We start from the raw sequence: 16360 nt of genomic DNA on the forward strand, positions 1-16360 counted from the left end.
CATGGCCAATTTGCGTATTGCGCTGGTGGCGGGTGAAGCTTCCGGTGACATTTTGGGTGCCGGCCTCATGCGTGCCCTCAAGGCACAACATCCGTCGGTCGAGTTCATCGGTGTCGGCGGTCCGTTGATGCAGGCGGAAGGTCTGACCTCGTACTTTCCCATGGAGCGCTTGTCGGTCATGGGGCTGGTTGAGGTCCTCGGTCGTTTGCGCGAGTTGCTCAAGCGTCGTAAAGAGCTGATTGCCACGCTGATTGCCGAAAAACCGGACGCGTTCATCGGTATCGATGCCCCCGACTTCAACCTCAATATCGAACTCAAGCTGCGTCAGGCCGGGATCAAAACCGTGCATTACGTCAGCCCGTCGGTGTGGGCGTGGCGGCAGAAGCGCGTGCTGAAGATTCGCGAAGGCTGCGATTTGATGCTCACCCTTTTCCCGTTCGAAGCCAGATTCTACGAAGAGAAAGGCGTACCGGTACGCTTCGTCGGTCACTCGCTGGCCGATGCCATTCCGCTGGAGGCTGATCGTGCGGCTGCGCGTGCCGAGTTGGGATTGCCTGATGGGCCGCTGATCGCGCTGATGCCTGGTAGTCGTGGCGGTGAGGTCGGTCGCCTCGGCGCACTGTTCCTCGATACCGCCCAGCGCCTGCGCGCGATGCGTCCGGGTGTGCGCTTTGTCATGCCGTGCGCCAGCCCGGAGCGCCGTTTGCAGCTTGAAGAACTGCTCGCTGGCCGCGATTTGCCGGTGACCTTGCTCGATGGCAAGTCTCATCTGGCCTTGGCTGCCTGTAACGCCGTATTGATCGCCTCCGGTACGGCAACCCTCGAAGCGCTGTTGTACAAGAGGCCGATGGTGGTTGCCTATCGTCTGGCACCGCTGACGTTCTGGATTCTCAAACGCATGGTCAAGAGCCCGTATGTATCGCTGCCAAATCTGTTGGCCCAGCGTCTGCTGGTTCCGGAGTTGTTGCAGGACGATGCAACTGTCGAGGCGCTTGCCCAGACCCTGTCGCCCTTGATCGAGGGCGGTGAAGAGCAGACTCGCGGCTTCGACGAGATTCACCGCACGCTGCGTCTGGACGCATCCAATCAGGCGGCGCATGCCGTCCTTAACCTGATCGGTCAATCACGATGAGCAAGACAAGCATGCAAATGGGCCTGGATTTCACGTTGGTCGCCGAAGTTGAAGAACTGGTCGCCGGCGTCGATGAAGTCGGTCGCGGCCCGTTGTGCGGTGCAGTGGTGACGGCAGCGGTGATCCTCGATCCGAACCGCCCTATCGTCGGGCTCAACGACTCGAAGAAACTCACCGAAGCCAAACGGGAAAAGCTTTACGACGAGATCATCGAAAAATCCCTGAGCTGGTGCATCGCTCGCGCCGAAGTCGAAGAAATCGATGAATTGAATATTTTGCACGCGACCATGCTGGCCATGCAGCGCGCCGTGGCCGGGCTGCACATCCAGCCGAAACTGGCGATGATCGATGGCAACCGCTGCCCGAAACTGCCGATGCGCGCCGAAGCGGTTGTAAAGGGCGATAGCAAGGTGCCTGCCATTGCTGCGGCATCGATTCTGGCCAAGGTCAGTCGTGACCGCGAAATGGCTGCGTTCGAACTGATTTACCCGGGTTATGGCATTGGCGGCCACAAAGGCTATCCGACGCCCGTTCATCTGGAAGCATTGTCCCGGCTCGGGCCGACCCCGATTCACCGGCGCTCGTTCGCCCCGGTGCGTCAGGCATATGAGGCGCTGGAAGGCCTGACGCAGGTTTAGTCGCAAGGCTGATGTTTTGTTCGAGGCCCGGTACAATCCGGGCCTTGTTGTCTCTATGTAACTGGACAGGATCACTATGCCGGCTTCATTCGTTCACCTACGCCTGCACACTGAATACTCCCTGGTCGACGGGCTGGTGCGGATCAAGCCACTGGTCAAGGCCCTGGCTGGCATGAACATGCCGGCCGTCGCGGTCACCGATCAGAACAACATGTGTTCCCTGGTCAAATTCTATAAAAACACCATGGGCGCAGGGATCAAGCCGATCTGCGGCGCTGACCTGTGGCTGTCGAACAAGGATCCGGATGCGCCGCTGAGCCGGATCAGCCTGTTGGTCATGAACGCCAAGGGCTATCGCAATCTCACTGAGCTGATTTCCCGTGGCTTCATCGAAGGTCAGCGCAATGGCATGATCATCGTCGAGCGAGAGTGGGTCGCCGAGGCCAGCGAAGGCCTGATCATGCTGTCTGCCGCCAAAGAAGGCGAGATCGGCATGGCCCTCATCGGCGGTAACCCGGCTGAAGCTGAGGTTCTGACGCGTGAATGGATGGCGGTGTTTCCGGATCGTTTTTATCTGGAAATCCAGCGTACCAACCGTCCCAACGATGAAGAGCAACTGCATGGTGCTGTGGCTCTGGCCGACAAGCTGGGCGCGCCACTGGTGGCGAGCAACGATGTGCGTTTCATCAAGCAGGAAGACTTCGCCGCCCACGAAACCCGCGTTTGCATCGGTGAGGGCCGCGCCCTCGACGATCCGCGGCGTTCGAAGAATTACAGCGATCAGCAATACCTCAAAAGCGCCGAGGAAATGGCCGAGCTGTTCAGCGACATTCCTGACGCCATCGAAAACACCGTCGAAATTGCCAAACGCTGCAATATCGATGTGAAACTGGGCACGCACTTCCTGCCCAACTTCCCGATTCCCGATGGCATGACCATCGATGAGTACTTCCGCAAGGTGTCCTTCGACGGTCTGGAGGAGCGGCTCGCGGTTCTGTTGCCCAAAGACACCACCGAAGACTACGAAGCCAAGCGTCAGGTGTACGTCGACCGCTTGAATTTCGAGCTGGATATCATCATCCAGATGGGCTTCCCCGGTTATTTCCTGATCGTGATGGACTTTATCCAGTGGGCCAAGAACAACGGCGTACCGGTTGGACCAGGTCGTGGGTCGGGTGCTGGATCGCTGGTGGCCTATGTGCAGAAAATCACCGACCTCGACCCGCTGGAATACGACCTGCTGTTCGAACGTTTCCTTAACCCGGAACGGGTATCGATGCCCGACTTCGACGTCGACTTCTGCATGGACGGTCGTGATCGGGTGATCGACTATGTGGCCGAGAAATACGGGCGCAACGCGGTAAGCCAGATCATCACCTTCGGTTCCATGGCGGCAAAAGCTGTGGTGCGTGACGTGGCGCGGGTACAGGGCAAGTCCTACGGCCTGGCGGATCGTCTGTCGAAGATGATTCCGTTTGAAGTCGGCATGACCCTGGAAAAAGCCTACGAGCAGGAAGAGATCCTGCGCGACTTCATTAAGGTCGATGAAGAGGCGGCGGAAATCTGGGAGATGGCGCGCAAGCTCGAAGGCGTTGTGCGTAACGTCGGCAAGCACGCTGGTGGTGTGGTGATCGCACCGACCAAACTGACCGACTTCTCGCCGATCTATTGCGACGAGGCCGGTGACGGTCTGGTAACCCAGTTCGACAAGGACGATGTTGAGGCTGCCGGTCTGGTGAAGTTCGACTTCCTCGGTCTGCGGACGTTGACGGTTATTGACTGGGCGCTAAAGACCATCAACCGAGACCGCGCCAAGGTCGACGAACCACCGCTGGATATCGCGTTCATCCCGCTGGATGACAAACCGACTTACCAGTTGCTGCAAAAAGCTGAAACCACTGCGGTGTTCCAGCTTGAATCCCGAGGCATGAAAGAGCTGATCAAAAAGCTCAAGCCCGACTGCCTGGAAGACTTGATCGCACTGGTAGCGCTGTTCCGTCCGGGCCCGCTGCAGTCCGGCATGGTGGACGACTTTATCAACCGTAAGCACGGTCGCGCCGAACTGGCGTACCCGCACTCGGATTACCAGTACGAGGGCCTCAAGCCAGTATTGGCACCGACTTACGGCATCATCCTGTATCAGGAACAGGTGATGCAGATTGCCCAGGTCATGGCCGGTTACACCCTCGGCGGTGCGGACATGCTGCGTCGGGCGATGGGTAAGAAAAAACCCGAAGAGATGGCCAAACAGCGCGGCGGTTTCATTGAAGGTTGCAAGACCAACAATATCGACGCCGACCTCGCCGGTAACATTTTCGACCTGGTGGAAAAATTCGCCGGTTACGGCTTCAACAAGTCTCACTCCGCCGCTTACGGTCTGGTTTCGTATCAGACTGCCTGGCTGAAAACCCATTACCCGGCGCCGTTCATGGCTGCGGTACTGTCGGCGGACATGCACAACACCGACAAGGTCGTGACCTTGATCGAAGAAATTCGCACGATGAAGCTGCGTCTCGACGCGCCAGACGTGAATACTTCGGAGTTCAAGTTCACGGTGAACGACGACGGCCGCATTGTGTATGGCCTCGGCGCGATCAAAGGGGTCGGTGAAGGCCCGGTAGAAGCAATCACTGAGGCGCGTCAGGAAGGCCCGTTCAAGGATTTGTTCGATTTCTGCGCCCGTGTCGACCTCAAGCGCATCAACAAGCGCACGCTCGACGGTTTGATTCGCAGCGGTGCACTGGATCGTCTGGGGCCTTATTTTCACGACGAACAAAAGGCTTATCAGGCCAATATCGACCGTAATCGCGCGGTGTTGCTGGCGGCGATGGAGGAGGCGATCAAGGCTGCAGAGCAAACCGCCCGCACCCACGACAGTGGTCACGCCGACCTGTTTGGCGGTCTGTTCGTCGAGGAAGATGCTGACGTTTATGCCAGTCATCGCAAAGCCAAGGAGCTGACCCTCAAGGAGCGCCTCAAGGGTGAAAAAGACACCCTGGGCCTGTACCTGACCGGTCACCCGATTGACGAATACGAAGGTGAGATCCGCCGTTTCGCCCGTCAGCGCATCATCGACCTGAAACCGGCGCGCGATACGCAAACCGTGGCCGGGATGATCATTGCCCTGCGGGTGATGAAGAACAAGAAGGGCGACAAGATGGGCTTCATCACCCTCGACGACCGCTCCGGCCGGATCGAAGCGTCGCTGTTTGCCGAAGCGTTCCATTCCGCGCAGTCGCTGTTGCAGACCGACGCGATGGTGGTGGTTGAAGGCGAGGTCAGCAACGATGACTTCTCCGGCGGCCTGCGCCTGCGGGTCAAGCGCGTGATGAGCATGGAAGATGCGCGCACCAACCTTGCCGAAAGCCTGCGCCTGAAGCTGCAAACCCAGGACCTCAAAGGCGATCAGCTACGCTGGTTGGGTGATTTGCTCAAGCGTCATCGCGGGGCGTGTCCGATCACCATGGAGTACACCAGCCCCGATGCGAAGACCTTGCTGCAGTTTGGCGAGACCTGGCGCATCGACCCGGCGGATGCGTTGATTCAAGCCTTGCGTGACCAGTTCGGGCGAGACAACGTCTTCCTCCAATACCGTTGAGCGGCAGGTGCCATCATTGCGCTTGCCCGAAACCTGAATTTTTAATCTCGACCTTAGCGCGCCTCTCCCTTAAGGTAGGGCGCGAATAGACAACCGGCCGACCCAAGCTCATTTGGGATACGACCCAAGACGGACGCCTATGAACCCGAATTTTCTAGATTTCGAACAGCCGATCGCCGACCTGCAAGCCAAGATCGAAGAGTTGCGCTTGGTCGGTAATGACAATTCGCTGAATATCGGCGATGAGATCTCCCGCCTGCAGGACAAGAGCAAAACGCTGACCGAGGACATCTTCGGCAAGCTGACCAGCTGGCAGATCGCACGCTTGGCGCGTCACCCGAAACGCCCGTATACCCTGGACTACATCGAACACATCTTCACCGAGTTCGATGAACTGCACGGCGACCGTCACTTCTCCGACGACGCTGCGATCGTGGGGGGCATTGCTCGTCTGGAAGACCAGCCAGTGATGATCATCGGTCACCAGAAGGGCCGCGAAGTCCGTGAGAAAGTACGCCGCAACTTCGGCATGCCGCGTCCGGAAGGCTACCGCAAGGCATGCCGTCTGATGGAAATGGCCGAGCGTTTCAAAATGCCGATCCTGACCTTCATCGACACCCCGGGTGCCTATCCAGGTATCGACGCCGAAGAGCGTAACCAGAGCGAAGCCATCGCCTGGAACCTGCGTGTGATGTCGCGCCTGAAGACCCCGATCATCGCCACCGTTATCGGCGAGGGTGGTTCAGGCGGTGCACTGGCCATCGGTGTTTGCGATCAGTTGAACATGCTGCAGTACTCGACCTACGCGGTGATCTCGCCGGAAGGTTGTGCTTCGATTCTGTGGAAAACCGCCGAAAAAGCGCCGGACGCTGCTGAAGCCATGGGCATCACTGCCGAGCGCCTGAAAGGTCTGGGCATCGTTGACAAGGTGATCGGCGAGCCTTTGGGCGGTGCTCACCGTGATCCGGCCGCTGCCGCTGCCTCGATTCGTGCCGAGCTGAGCTCGCAACTGGCGATGCTGAAGAAGTTCGACAACGAAGCGCTGCTCAAGCGCCGTTACGATCGGCTGATGAGCTACGGTCTCTGACAGATCGCGCAATACCCAATGTGGGAGCGGGCTTGCTCGCGAAAGCGGTATAACAGTCGACAGATGTGTTGAATGTTGAGACGCCTTCGCGAGCAAGCCCGCTCCCACTTTGATTTGGGCAAAGAGTTAGATAGGGGTCAGTCCGTGAGTGATCTGCCTTCCCGGCTTCTGCTGAATCTTGCAGCTTGGCGCAACGCCACTGCATGGCGCGTCGCTTTCTCCGGTGGTCTCGACTCGACCGTCCTGCTGCATCTGCTTGCCGATCTCGTAAAAGACCAATCCCTTCCGGCGCTAAGCGCCATCCACATTCATCACGGCCTCCAGCCTGCGGCGGATGCGTGGCCACAGCATTGCCAGTCGTTCTGTGATGCGCTGGGTGTTCCATTGCAAGTGGAGCGGGTCACGGTGCAACCGGGTGCGAGTCTGGAGCGAGCGGCGCGCAATGCGCGTTATGCGGTGTTCGGTGCGCTGACGCAGGCCAATGATGTGCTGCTGACCGGTCAGCATCGGGATGATCAGGCCGAAACATTACTGTTTCGTCTGTTGCGTGGCGCAGGTGTCAGAGGATTATCGGGCATGCCGAGCCAGCGAGCGCTGGGGCGGGGTGTTCTGATTCGACCTTTGCTTGATGTCCCTCGGGCTGAACTGGAGGCCTACGCACAAGCTCATCAATTGCACTGGATCGAAGACCCGTCGAATCAGGATCGTCAGTTCTCGCGTAATTACCTGCGCCATCAGGTCATGCCGCTGCTGAGCAGTCGCTGGCCGCAAGCGCCAGCAAGCATGGCGCGCAGCGCTGCGCATCTGCGTGAGGCGCAGGGTTTGCTCGATGAATTGGCGCAAATCGATCTGGCACAGGCTGCAACGCCTCATGAGTTCCAATGGCTGCGCTTGCCGTCTCTGGCGTTGGCGCCACTTTGCGCTCTCACCGCCCCCCGGCAACGAAATGCGCTGAGTCATTGGCTCGAACCGCTGACACGTTTGCCTGACACCGACCATTGGTCTGGTTGGGCGGATCTGTGCAATGCCAGTCACGATGCTTCGCCGGTCTGGCGTCTGGCCGATGGCGAGTTGCATCGCAGTGCCGGTCGTCTGTGGTGGCTCAGTGGCGACTGGCTGCGCGCTCCAGTGATCGACGGCGAGTGGCAGGCACCGGCGTCGCCGCTAAGCTTGCCCCATAACGGGGGGGTCATGTTCAGCGGTCAGGCTCCCTGCGGCCCGTTACGCATTGCCTATCGGCAGGGTGGCGAAGTGATGCATTTGGCGGATCGCGGCCATCGCGACCTCAAACGGTTGCTCAATGAGCGTGCGGTGCCGGGTTTCGTGCGTGGCAGATTGCCGCTGCTTTTTCGCGGTGACGAATTGCTCGCGGTGGCGAACCTGCCGGGACTTGATGGCCACGAGCAGGACGGCTGGAAAATGAGTTGGCAGCCAACAGACGAAGATCAAGGTTTGAGATGAAAGGGGCATTCCGGTAGACTACGCTCCCTTCTTGATACAACTTCTGTGGATTCGCCTGAATTGCAGGAGTTGCCGATTACCAAGCAGTCTTTGCTGGGCGATTCCAAAAAATGTGTAGCGCACAACGTACCGGTGTTTCATCTGCCGGTCTGTCCCAACGCGGCGGTTTTTTTGAAAGGTGCACTGTGATTAACGCTGGTGATCGGGGGCTTCGGCCTTCCTTCGCTTTCCCCGGCGGCTCGTACCGCTTTAACGCAGACTTCTAGGGTTTTTCATGACGCGCTACATATTCGTCACGGGCGGTGTTGTTTCTTCATTGGGGAAAGGCATTGCCTCGGCTTCATTGGCGGCCATCCTGGAGGCGCGGGGGCTTAAAGTCACCATGCTTAAGCTGGATCCGTACATCAACGTTGACCCGGGCACGATGAGCCCGTTCCAGCACGGTGAAGTGTTCGTCACCCATGACGGTGCCGAGACTGACCTGGACCTGGGCCATTACGAGCGGTTCATCCGCACGACCATGACCCAGAACAACAACTTCACCACCGGCCGTGTCTACGAGCACGTGCTGCGCAAAGAGCGCCGTGGTGACTACCTGGGTGCAACCATCCAGGTGATCCCGCACATCACCGACGAAATCAAGCGCCGCATCATCAAGGGTGCTGGCGATGCTGACGTGGCCATGGTCGAGATCGGTGGCACCGTGGGTGACATCGAGTCGCAACCGTTCCTCGAAGCCATTCGTCAATTGCGTTTCGAAGTCGGCGCCAAGCGCGCGATGCTGATGCACCTGACCTTGGTGCCGTACATCGCCACGGCCGGCGAGACCAAAACCAAGCCAACCCAGCACTCGGTAAAAGAGCTGCGTTCGATCGGCCTGCAGCCAGACGTGCTGGTGTGCCGTTCCGATCACCCGATCGACATCTCGTCGCGTCGCAAAATCGCTCAGTTCACCAACGTTGAAGAACGTGCGGTGATCGCGCTGGAAGACGCCGACACTATCTACAAGATCCCGGGCATCCTGCATTCCCAGGGCCTGGACGATTTCGTTGTCGAGCGTTTTGGCCTGCAATGCGGCAGCGCTGATCTGTCCGAGTGGGAAGCAGTGGTTGATGCCAAGCTGAACCCGGAACACGAAGTCACCATCGCGATGGTCGGCAAATACATGGAGCTGCTGGACGCCTACAAGTCGCTGATCGAAGCGATGAGTCACGCCGGCATCAGCAACCGCACCAAGGTCAACCTGCGCTACATCGACTCCGAAGACATCGAAAACCAGGGCACTGCGCTGCTCGAAGGTGTTGACGCGATTCTGGTGCCGGGTGGCTTCGGTCTGCGTGGCGTGGAAGGCAAGATCACCGCTGTTCAGTACGCTCGCGAAAACAAGGTTCCGTACCTGGGTATCTGCCTGGGTATGCAAGTGGCAGTCATCGAGTTCGCCCGTAACGTAATGGGCTGGAAAGACGCCAACTCCACCGAGTTCGATCGCGCCAGCGGTCACCCGGTCGTGGGCCTGATCACCGAGTGGGAAGATGCGACCGGTGCCGTTGAAGTGCGTACCGAAGCTTCCGACCTGGGCGGCACCATGCGTCTCGGCGCTCAGGATTGCCTGCTCGAAGCCGGCTCCAAAGTGCACGATTGCTACGGCAAGGACGTGATTGTCGAGCGTCACCGTCATCGTTACGAAGTGAACAACAACCTGCTGCCGCAAATCATCGAAGCCGGCCTGAAAATCTCCGGTCGTTCCGCTGATGCTGCGCTGGTTGAAGTGGTTGAAGCACCGGATCATCCATGGTTCGTGGCTTGCCAGTTCCACCCTGAGTTCACCTCGACACCACGCGATGGCCATCCGCTGTTCAGCGGTTTTGTCAAAGCAGCGTTGGCTCAACACCAGAAGAAGGCGTAACCCCGATGGCACAGAAGATCATCCGCGTCGGCGACATCGAAATTGCCAACGACAAACCCATGGTGCTGTTCGGCGGCATGAACGTGCTGGAAAGCCGTGACATGGCCATGCAGGTTTGCGAAGAGTACGTGAAGGTTACCGAAAAGCTCGGCATCCCTTACGTGTTCAAGGCCAGCTTCGACAAAGCCAACCGTTCTTCTGTGGCCTCTTATCGCGGTCCTGGCCTGGAAGAGGGCATGCGCATCTTCCAGGACATCAAACAAGCCTTTGGCGTGCCGATCATCACCGACGTCCATGAGCCTGATCAGGCTCAGGTCGTTGCTGAAGTCTGCGACATCATCCAGTTGCCGGCCTTCCTGTCGCGCCAGACCGATCTGGTTGTCGCGATGGCCAGGACCAATGCCGTGATCAACATCAAGAAAGCCCAGTTCCTCGCCCCTCAGGAAATGAAACACATCCTGAACAAGTGCGTGGAAGCGGGTAACGACCAATTGATCCTCTGCGAGCGTGGTTCGAGCTTCGGCTACAACAACCTCGTGGTCGACATGCTCGGCTTCGGCATCATGAAGCAGTTCGAGTACCCGGTGTTCTTCGACGTGACTCACTCGCTGCAAATGCCTGGCGGTCGTTCCGACTCCGCCGGCGGTCGCCGCGCACAGGTTCTGGATCTGGCCAAGGCTGGCATGAGCCAAGGCTTGGCGGGTCTGTTCCTTGAGGCCCACCCAGACCCGGACAACGCCAAATGCGATGGCCCTTGCGCCTTGCGTCTGGACAAACTGGAGCCATTCCTGGCCCAGCTCAAAGCTTTGGACGAACTGGTGAAGAGTTTTCCGACGGTAGAAACCGCGTAAACCTCAATTCTCCGGTAAAGTACCGCACGATTTGTCGCTCATGCCCTCGGGCATGAGCGTTATCGTCTGCAAGACTGCCCGCTGCACACCCCTTGCCGACGGTAAAAAGATTTCCTCTAGCTGCGTCGTTTTCGTCAACTTTGGAGTGTTTACAACAATGGCAAAAATCGTCGACATCAAAGGTCGTGAAGTTCTCGACTCCCGTGGCAATCCCACCGTGGAAGCGGACGTGCTTCTCGACAACGGCATCATCGGCAGCGCCTGCGCGCCATCCGGTGCATCCACTGGCTCGCGTGAAGCGCTCGAGCTGCGTGATGGCGACAAGAGCCGTTACCTGGGCAAGGGCGTGCTCAAAGCGGTAGCCAACATCAACGGTCCGATCCGCGATCTGCTGCTGGGCGCCGACCCTAGCGACCAGAAAGCCCTGGATCACGCGATGATCAAGCTCGACGGTACCGAAAACAAAGCAACCCTGGGCGCCAACGCCATCCTCGCCGTGTCCCTGGCTGCGGCCAAGGCTGCTGCACAGGATCAGGACCTGCCGCTGTACGCGCACATCGCCAACCTGAACGGCACTCCGGGTGTTTACTCGATGCCGGTGCCGATGATGAACATCATCAACGGCGGCGAGCACGCCGATAACAACGTCGACATCCAGGAATTCATGGTTCAGCCAGTCGGCGCCAAGTCTTTCTCGGAAGGTCTGCGCATGGGCACCGAGATTTTCCATCACCTCAAAGCTGTACTGAAGGCTCGTGGCCTGAGCACCGCTGTTGGCGACGAAGGCGGTTTCGCACCGAACCTGGCGTCCAACGAAGACGCTTTGAAAGTGATCTCCGAAGCCGTAGCCAACGCCGGTTACAAGCTGGGCACCGACGTGACCCTGGCGCTGGACTGCGCGGCCAGCGAATTCTACGAAGACGGCAAGTACAACCTGTCCGGAGAAGGTCAGGTATTTACCGCTGAAGGTTTTGCCGATTACCTCAAAGGCCTGACCGAACGTTATCCGATCATCTCGATCGAAGACGGTCTGGACGAGTCCGACTGGGCTGGCTGGAAGATCCTCACCGACAAGATCGGGGAGAAGGTTCAACTGGTTGGCGACGACCTGTTTGTGACCAATACCAAGATCCTGAAAGAAGGCATCGATAAAAAGATCGCCAACTCGATCCTGATCAAGTTCAACCAGATCGGCACGCTGACCGAAACCCTGGAAGCCATCCAGATGGCCAAGGCTGCCGGTTACACCGCCGTGATCTCGCACCGCTCGGGCGAAACCGAAGATTCGACCATTGCCGACCTGGCTGTGGGCACCTCGGCTGGCCAGATCAAGACCGGTTCGCTGTGCCGTTCCGACCGCGTTTCCAAGTACAACCAACTGCTGCGTATCGAAGAGCAGTTGAATGGCAAAGCCAAGTACAACGGTCGTAGCGAGTTCCGCGGTTAAGCGCAAACTGATGGAAGGACACCGGATTGTGTCGGAAAAGTCGTGACAGCGATGGATTTGCCACTAATCTGATGCCTTGAAAGCACAAGCCTGGTTCTTCCAGGCTTCGTGCTATCAGACGTTTCAAATTTTGCATGGCTGTCTTTTTTCACTGGATACCTGATATTCGATGCGCAGTCCCTACTGGTTGTTTCTAGTGTTGCTCTTGCTACTGGCCGGTCTGCAGTACCGTCTGTGGGTGGGCGATGGCAGTCTGGCGCAGGTCGCCGAACTGAATCAGCAGATTGCTGATCAACACGCCGAGAACGAAGCCTTGCTGGAGCGCAACCGGGTGATGGACGCTGAGGTCAGTGAGCTGAAAAAAGGCATGGAGACCGTTGAGGAACGAGCTCGCCATGAACTGGGCATGGTCAAGGACGGCGAAACCCTTTATCAGTTGGCTCAATGAACGATTCGCTGCCGGCCTTCTGGGCCGTGATTCCTGCCGCGGGCGTGGGTGCCCGAATGGCCGCGGACCGTCCCAAGCAATACCTGCAACTGGACGGGCGCACAATTCTCGAACACAGCCTCGGCTGTTTCCTCGATCACCCGAGCCTCATGGGGTTGGTGGTCAGTCTTGCTGTTGATGATCCTTATTGGCCGAACCTTGCTTGCGTCAACGATCCGCGTATTCAGCGGGTAGACGGCGGGGCCGAACGTTCTGGCTCGGTGCTCAATGCCTTGCTGCATCTGAATGCGCAGGGTGCCGACGATGACGATTGGGTGCTGGTGCACGATGCGGCACGACCTAACCTGAGCCGTGATGACCTCGACAAGTTGCTTGCCGAACTGGCCACTGACCCGGTGGGCGGTTTGCTGGCGGTGCCTGCGCGCGACACGCTCAAACGGGTCGACAAGCATGGTCGTGTTGTCGAAACCGTTGATCGCAGTGTGATCTGGCAGGCTTATACGCCACAGATGTTTCGCCTTGGTGCGCTGCACCGGGCGTTGGCGGACAGTCTGGTCGCGCAGGCAGTGATTACCGATGAGGCCTCGGCGATGGAGTGGGCTGGTCTGGCGCCGCGTCTGATCGAGGGGCGCGCGGATAACCTCAAAGTGACCCGGCCGGAAGATCTGGAGTGGCTGCGTCAGCGTTGGGCCAATCGCCGCTGAATCCCGGTCGCATAAACAACCCATCCCTCAGTTGCGATACTCAGGCCGCTCGGCCAACCCTTCCTTCAAGAAATCCACCAGTTTTCGCACTTTCGGCGACAGGTGCCGCTGCTGCGGATACAGCGCCCACACCGCGGTATTCGGCGGTTGATGGGCCTCCAGCAACGAAATCAACGCGCCGCTGTGCAGGTGCTCCAGCACGTAATAGTCCGGCAACTGACACAGACCGACCCCTTGCAGCGCCGCATCCAGCACCGCTTGCCCACTGTTGCAGCGCCAGTTTCCCTGTACCCGTTGGGAAAATTCCCGACCGTTCTGTTCCAGTTGCCAGATATCCGAGCTGCCGATCAGGCAATTGTGCCGGCTCAGTTCCGACAAACTGTGTGGGCGGCCATACCTTTCCAGGTAGGACGGCGACGCACACAGATACATGCGCCGTGGCGCCAAGCGAGCAGCGACCAGTCGCGAGTCCTGCAACCGGCCCAGGCGAATCGCCAGATCCAAACCCTCATGCACCAAATCGAGTTGACGGTTGCTCAGTTCGATGTCAACGCGCAGTTGCGGGTAATGCCCCATGAATCGCGTCACCAGCGGCACGATAAAACGTTCGCCGTATGCCACGGCACAGGTCATGCGTAGCATGCCTTTGGGTTCGCTGGTCAGATCGCCGACCGCGCGCAGAGCTTCTTCTCGCCCGTCCTGCAAGCGTTGGCAATGTTGCAGAAAGGTTTGGCCGGCCTCGGTCAGTGCCACTCGACGAGTGCTGCGGTAGAGCAAGCGTGTCTGTAAACGCTCTTCCAGTCGTACGATTTGTCGACTGATGTGTGAGGAAGAAACACCAAGGCGTTCGGCAGCGGCGGTGAATTGGCTGCATTCGGCAACGGCGACGAATTCATCGATGCCTTCCCAGCGGTTGTCGGTCATCGGGATTATCCCTGTGTGGCAATAATGTTTTGCTTTTGTTCGGATTATTCATCAGTTGGCGCTGAACTACACTGCGTGTCTCGTTTTTATTCACTGGAGAGTCAGCATGATCAAGTCGCGCGCCGCCGTTGCCTTCGAGGCCAAGAAGCCGCTGGAAATCGTAGAGGTCGATGTCGCCATGCCCAAGGCGGGTGAAGTGTTGCTGCGCGTGGTGGCTTCCGGTGTTTGCCACACTGACGCTTACACGTTGTCCGGCGCTGACCCGGAAGGCATCTTTCCATCGATCCTCGGCCACGAAGGCGGCGCCATCGTTGAAGCGATCGGCGAAGGTGTCACCTCGGTTGCCGTTGGCGATCATGTGATCCCGCTGTACACCCCGGAATGCGGCCAGTGCAAATTCTGCAAGTCGGGCAAGACCAACCTGTGTCAGGCGATTCGTGCCACCCAGGGCAAAGGTTTGATGCCGGACGGCACTTCGCGTTTTTCCTACAAAGGCGAAACGATTTTCCACTACATGGGGACTTCGACCTTTTCCGAATACACCGTGTTGCCGGAAATCTCCGTGGCCAAGATCGCCAAGGACGCGCCATTGGAGAAGGTTTGCCTGCTGGGCTGTGGCGTCACCACCGGTATCGGCGCCGTAATCAACACCGCCAAGGTCAAGCCGGGTGACACCGTAGCGATCTTCGGTCTCGGCGGCATTGGCCTGTCGGCGGTCATCGGCGCCGTGAAGGCCAAGGCTTCGCGCATCATCGCCATCGATATCAACCCGGCCAAGTTCGAGATCGCCAAACAGTTGGGTGCCACCGATTGCGTTAACCCGAAAGACTTCGATCGTCCGATCCAGGAAGTGATCGTCGACATGACCGACGGCGGTGTCGACTTTTCTTTCGAATGTATCGGTAACGTGCAATTGATGCGCGCAGCGCTGGAATGCTGCCACAAGGGTTGGGGTGAGTCGGTGATCATCGGCGTGGCCGGTGCGGGCCAGGAAATCTCCACTCGTCCATTCCAACTGGTGACCGGGCGCGTCTGGCGCGGTTCGGCGTTCGGTGGCGTGCGTGGTCGCACCGAGCTGCCAAGCTACGTCGACATGGCCCAAAGCGGTGAAATTCCACTGGATACGTTCATCACCCACACCATGGGCCTGGAAGACATCAACAAGGCATTCGACCTGATGCACGAAGGCAAGAGCATTCGTACCGTCATTCATTTCTGATCAATCGCGACGTCATGGCTGCAAGTCTTGAAGGCTTGCAGCGTCGGCCGCGTAGGAGTCTTTACATGAGTCTGGAAAATATCTCCTGTCAGAAAAGTTTTGGTGGATGGCACAAGCGCTATCGCCATCGCTCGGATGTGCTCGGCTGCGACATGGTATTTGCCGTGTACTTGCCGCCACAGGCGGAGCAGGGCGGCAAGTTACCGGTGCTGTACTGGCTATCGGGCCTGACCTGTACCGATGAAAACTTCATGCAGAAAGCCGGCGCCATGCGCATGGCCGCCGAGCTCGGCTTGATCATCGTGGCGCCGGACACCAGTCCGCGTGGCCCTGATGTGCCGGGCGATCCTGAAGGTGCGTGGGACTTCGGCCTCGGTGCCGGATTTTATCTCAATGCCACGCAGGAACCGTGGTCGAGGCACTATCGGATGCATGACTATGTCGTGCAGGAATTGCCTTCACTGGTTGAAGCGCATTTTCCGGCCTCCGATAAGCGCAGCATCAGCGGCCACTCCATGGGCGGTCACGGCGCGCTCGTATGTGCGTTGCGTAATCCCGGGCGTTACCAATCGGTGTCGGCCTTTTCGCCGATCAATAACCCGATGGATTGCCCGTGGGGGCAGAAGGCGTTTTCGCGCTATTTGGGTGAAGACCGTTCGAAGTGGAAAGAATGGGATGCCTGCGCGCTGATCGCCGAAACCAACGAAAAGCTGCCGCTGCTGGTTGATCAAGGTGATCGGGATGACTTCCTGGCCACCCAGCTTAAACCCGAAGCCCTGCAACAAACGGCAAAACAAGCGAACCATCCGCTGACGTTGCGCCTGCAACCGGGCTACGACCACAGTTATTTCTTCATCTCAAGCTTCATAGACGACCACTTGCAGCATCACGCACGCGCTCTGCGCGGTTAATGCAGGTAGAATCACGCCCTGACAAAAATCGGGG

The 16360-nt window shown here is 58.5% G+C and carries 13 protein-coding genes; 12 read left to right on the forward strand and 1 reads right to left on the reverse strand.

Annotated elements, in window-relative coordinates:
* Position 1 precedes the first annotated feature (1 nt).
* The 10 genes from lpxB (at position 2) to ispD (ending at position 13272) form a co-directional block, all read left to right on the forward strand.
* A complete protein-coding gene (gene lpxB / locus AACY18_RS03990) occupies positions 2 to 1132 on the forward strand; it encodes a lipid-A-disaccharide synthase (protein WP_339430553.1) in 1131 nt (376 codons plus the stop codon).
* Between the two features lie 11 nt (positions 1133 to 1143).
* Complete coding sequence (gene rnhB / locus AACY18_RS03995; protein ID WP_339430762.1) at positions 1144 to 1770, forward strand: ribonuclease HII; 627 nt, start codon at positions 1144 to 1146, stop codon at positions 1768 to 1770.
* A 76-nt stretch (positions 1771 to 1846) separates the two neighbouring features.
* Positions 1847 to 5368 carry a DNA polymerase III subunit alpha gene (gene dnaE, locus AACY18_RS04000; RefSeq protein WP_339430554.1) on the forward strand — a complete coding sequence of 1174 codons (3522 nt, stop codon included), beginning with the start codon at positions 1847 to 1849 and terminating at the stop codon, positions 5366 to 5368.
* A gap of 139 nt (positions 5369 to 5507) precedes the next feature.
* Positions 5508 to 6455 (forward strand): acetyl-CoA carboxylase carboxyltransferase subunit alpha, encoded by a 948-nt coding sequence (locus AACY18_RS04005; protein ID WP_038357918.1) that lies wholly within the window; start codon positions 5508 to 5510, stop codon positions 6453 to 6455.
* Positions 6456 to 6599: 144 nt separating this feature from the next.
* The gene (gene tilS, locus AACY18_RS04010) at positions 6600 to 7916 is read left to right on the forward strand and encodes a tRNA lysidine(34) synthetase TilS (protein WP_339430555.1); all 1317 of its coding nucleotides are present in this window, start codon (positions 6600 to 6602) and stop codon (positions 7914 to 7916) included.
* Between the two features lie 274 nt (positions 7917 to 8190).
* On the forward strand, positions 8191 to 9822 hold the full coding sequence (locus AACY18_RS04015; RefSeq protein ID WP_339430556.1) for a CTP synthase: 1632 nt from the start codon (positions 8191 to 8193) through the stop codon (positions 9820 to 9822).
* A 5-nt stretch (positions 9823 to 9827) separates the two neighbouring features.
* On the forward strand, positions 9828 to 10673 hold the full coding sequence (gene kdsA / locus AACY18_RS04020) for a 3-deoxy-8-phosphooctulonate synthase (protein WP_339430557.1): 846 nt from the start codon (positions 9828 to 9830) through the stop codon (positions 10671 to 10673).
* Between the two features lie 157 nt (positions 10674 to 10830).
* Positions 10831 to 12120, forward strand: a complete 1290-nt coding sequence (eno, locus tag AACY18_RS04025) for a phosphopyruvate hydratase (RefSeq protein WP_339430558.1) — start codon at positions 10831 to 10833, stop codon at positions 12118 to 12120.
* Positions 12121 to 12289: 169 nt separating this feature from the next.
* Positions 12290 to 12568, forward strand: a complete 279-nt coding sequence (ftsB, locus tag AACY18_RS04030) for a cell division protein FtsB (RefSeq protein ID WP_339430559.1) — start codon at positions 12290 to 12292, stop codon at positions 12566 to 12568.
* Positions 12565 to 13272: a 2-C-methyl-D-erythritol 4-phosphate cytidylyltransferase gene (gene ispD, locus AACY18_RS04035; protein ID WP_339464341.1), complete on the forward strand. Its 708-nt coding sequence runs from the start codon at positions 12565 to 12567 to the stop codon at positions 13270 to 13272. Before ftsB ends, ispD begins: the two co-directional genes overlap by 4 nt.
* A 27-nt stretch (positions 13273 to 13299) precedes the next feature.
* Here ispD and AACY18_RS04040 read toward each other — a convergent pair whose 3' ends face one another.
* The gene (locus AACY18_RS04040) at positions 13300 to 14196 is read right to left on the reverse strand and encodes a LysR substrate-binding domain-containing protein (RefSeq protein ID WP_339430561.1); all 897 of its coding nucleotides are present in this window, start codon (positions 14194 to 14196) and stop codon (positions 13300 to 13302) included.
* Between the two features lie 106 nt (positions 14197 to 14302).
* Here AACY18_RS04040 and AACY18_RS04045 point away from each other — a divergent pair, with 106 nt between their 5' ends.
* Positions 14303 to 15415, forward strand: coding sequence for an S-(hydroxymethyl)glutathione dehydrogenase/class III alcohol dehydrogenase (locus AACY18_RS04045; protein ID WP_339430562.1), 1113 nt, complete (start codon positions 14303 to 14305; stop codon positions 15413 to 15415).
* 65 nt (positions 15416 to 15480) lie between these two features.
* Entirely contained in the window at positions 15481 to 16326 is an 846-nt protein-coding gene (gene fghA / locus AACY18_RS04050) for an S-formylglutathione hydrolase (protein WP_339464342.1), read from the forward strand.
* Positions 16327 to 16360 lie beyond the last annotated feature (34 nt).

The sequence above is a fragment of the Pseudomonas sp. EA_65y_Pfl2_P74 genome (assembly GCF_963970575.1).
GTDB lineage: Bacteria > Pseudomonadota > Gammaproteobacteria > Pseudomonadales > Pseudomonadaceae > Aquipseudomonas > Aquipseudomonas baetica_A.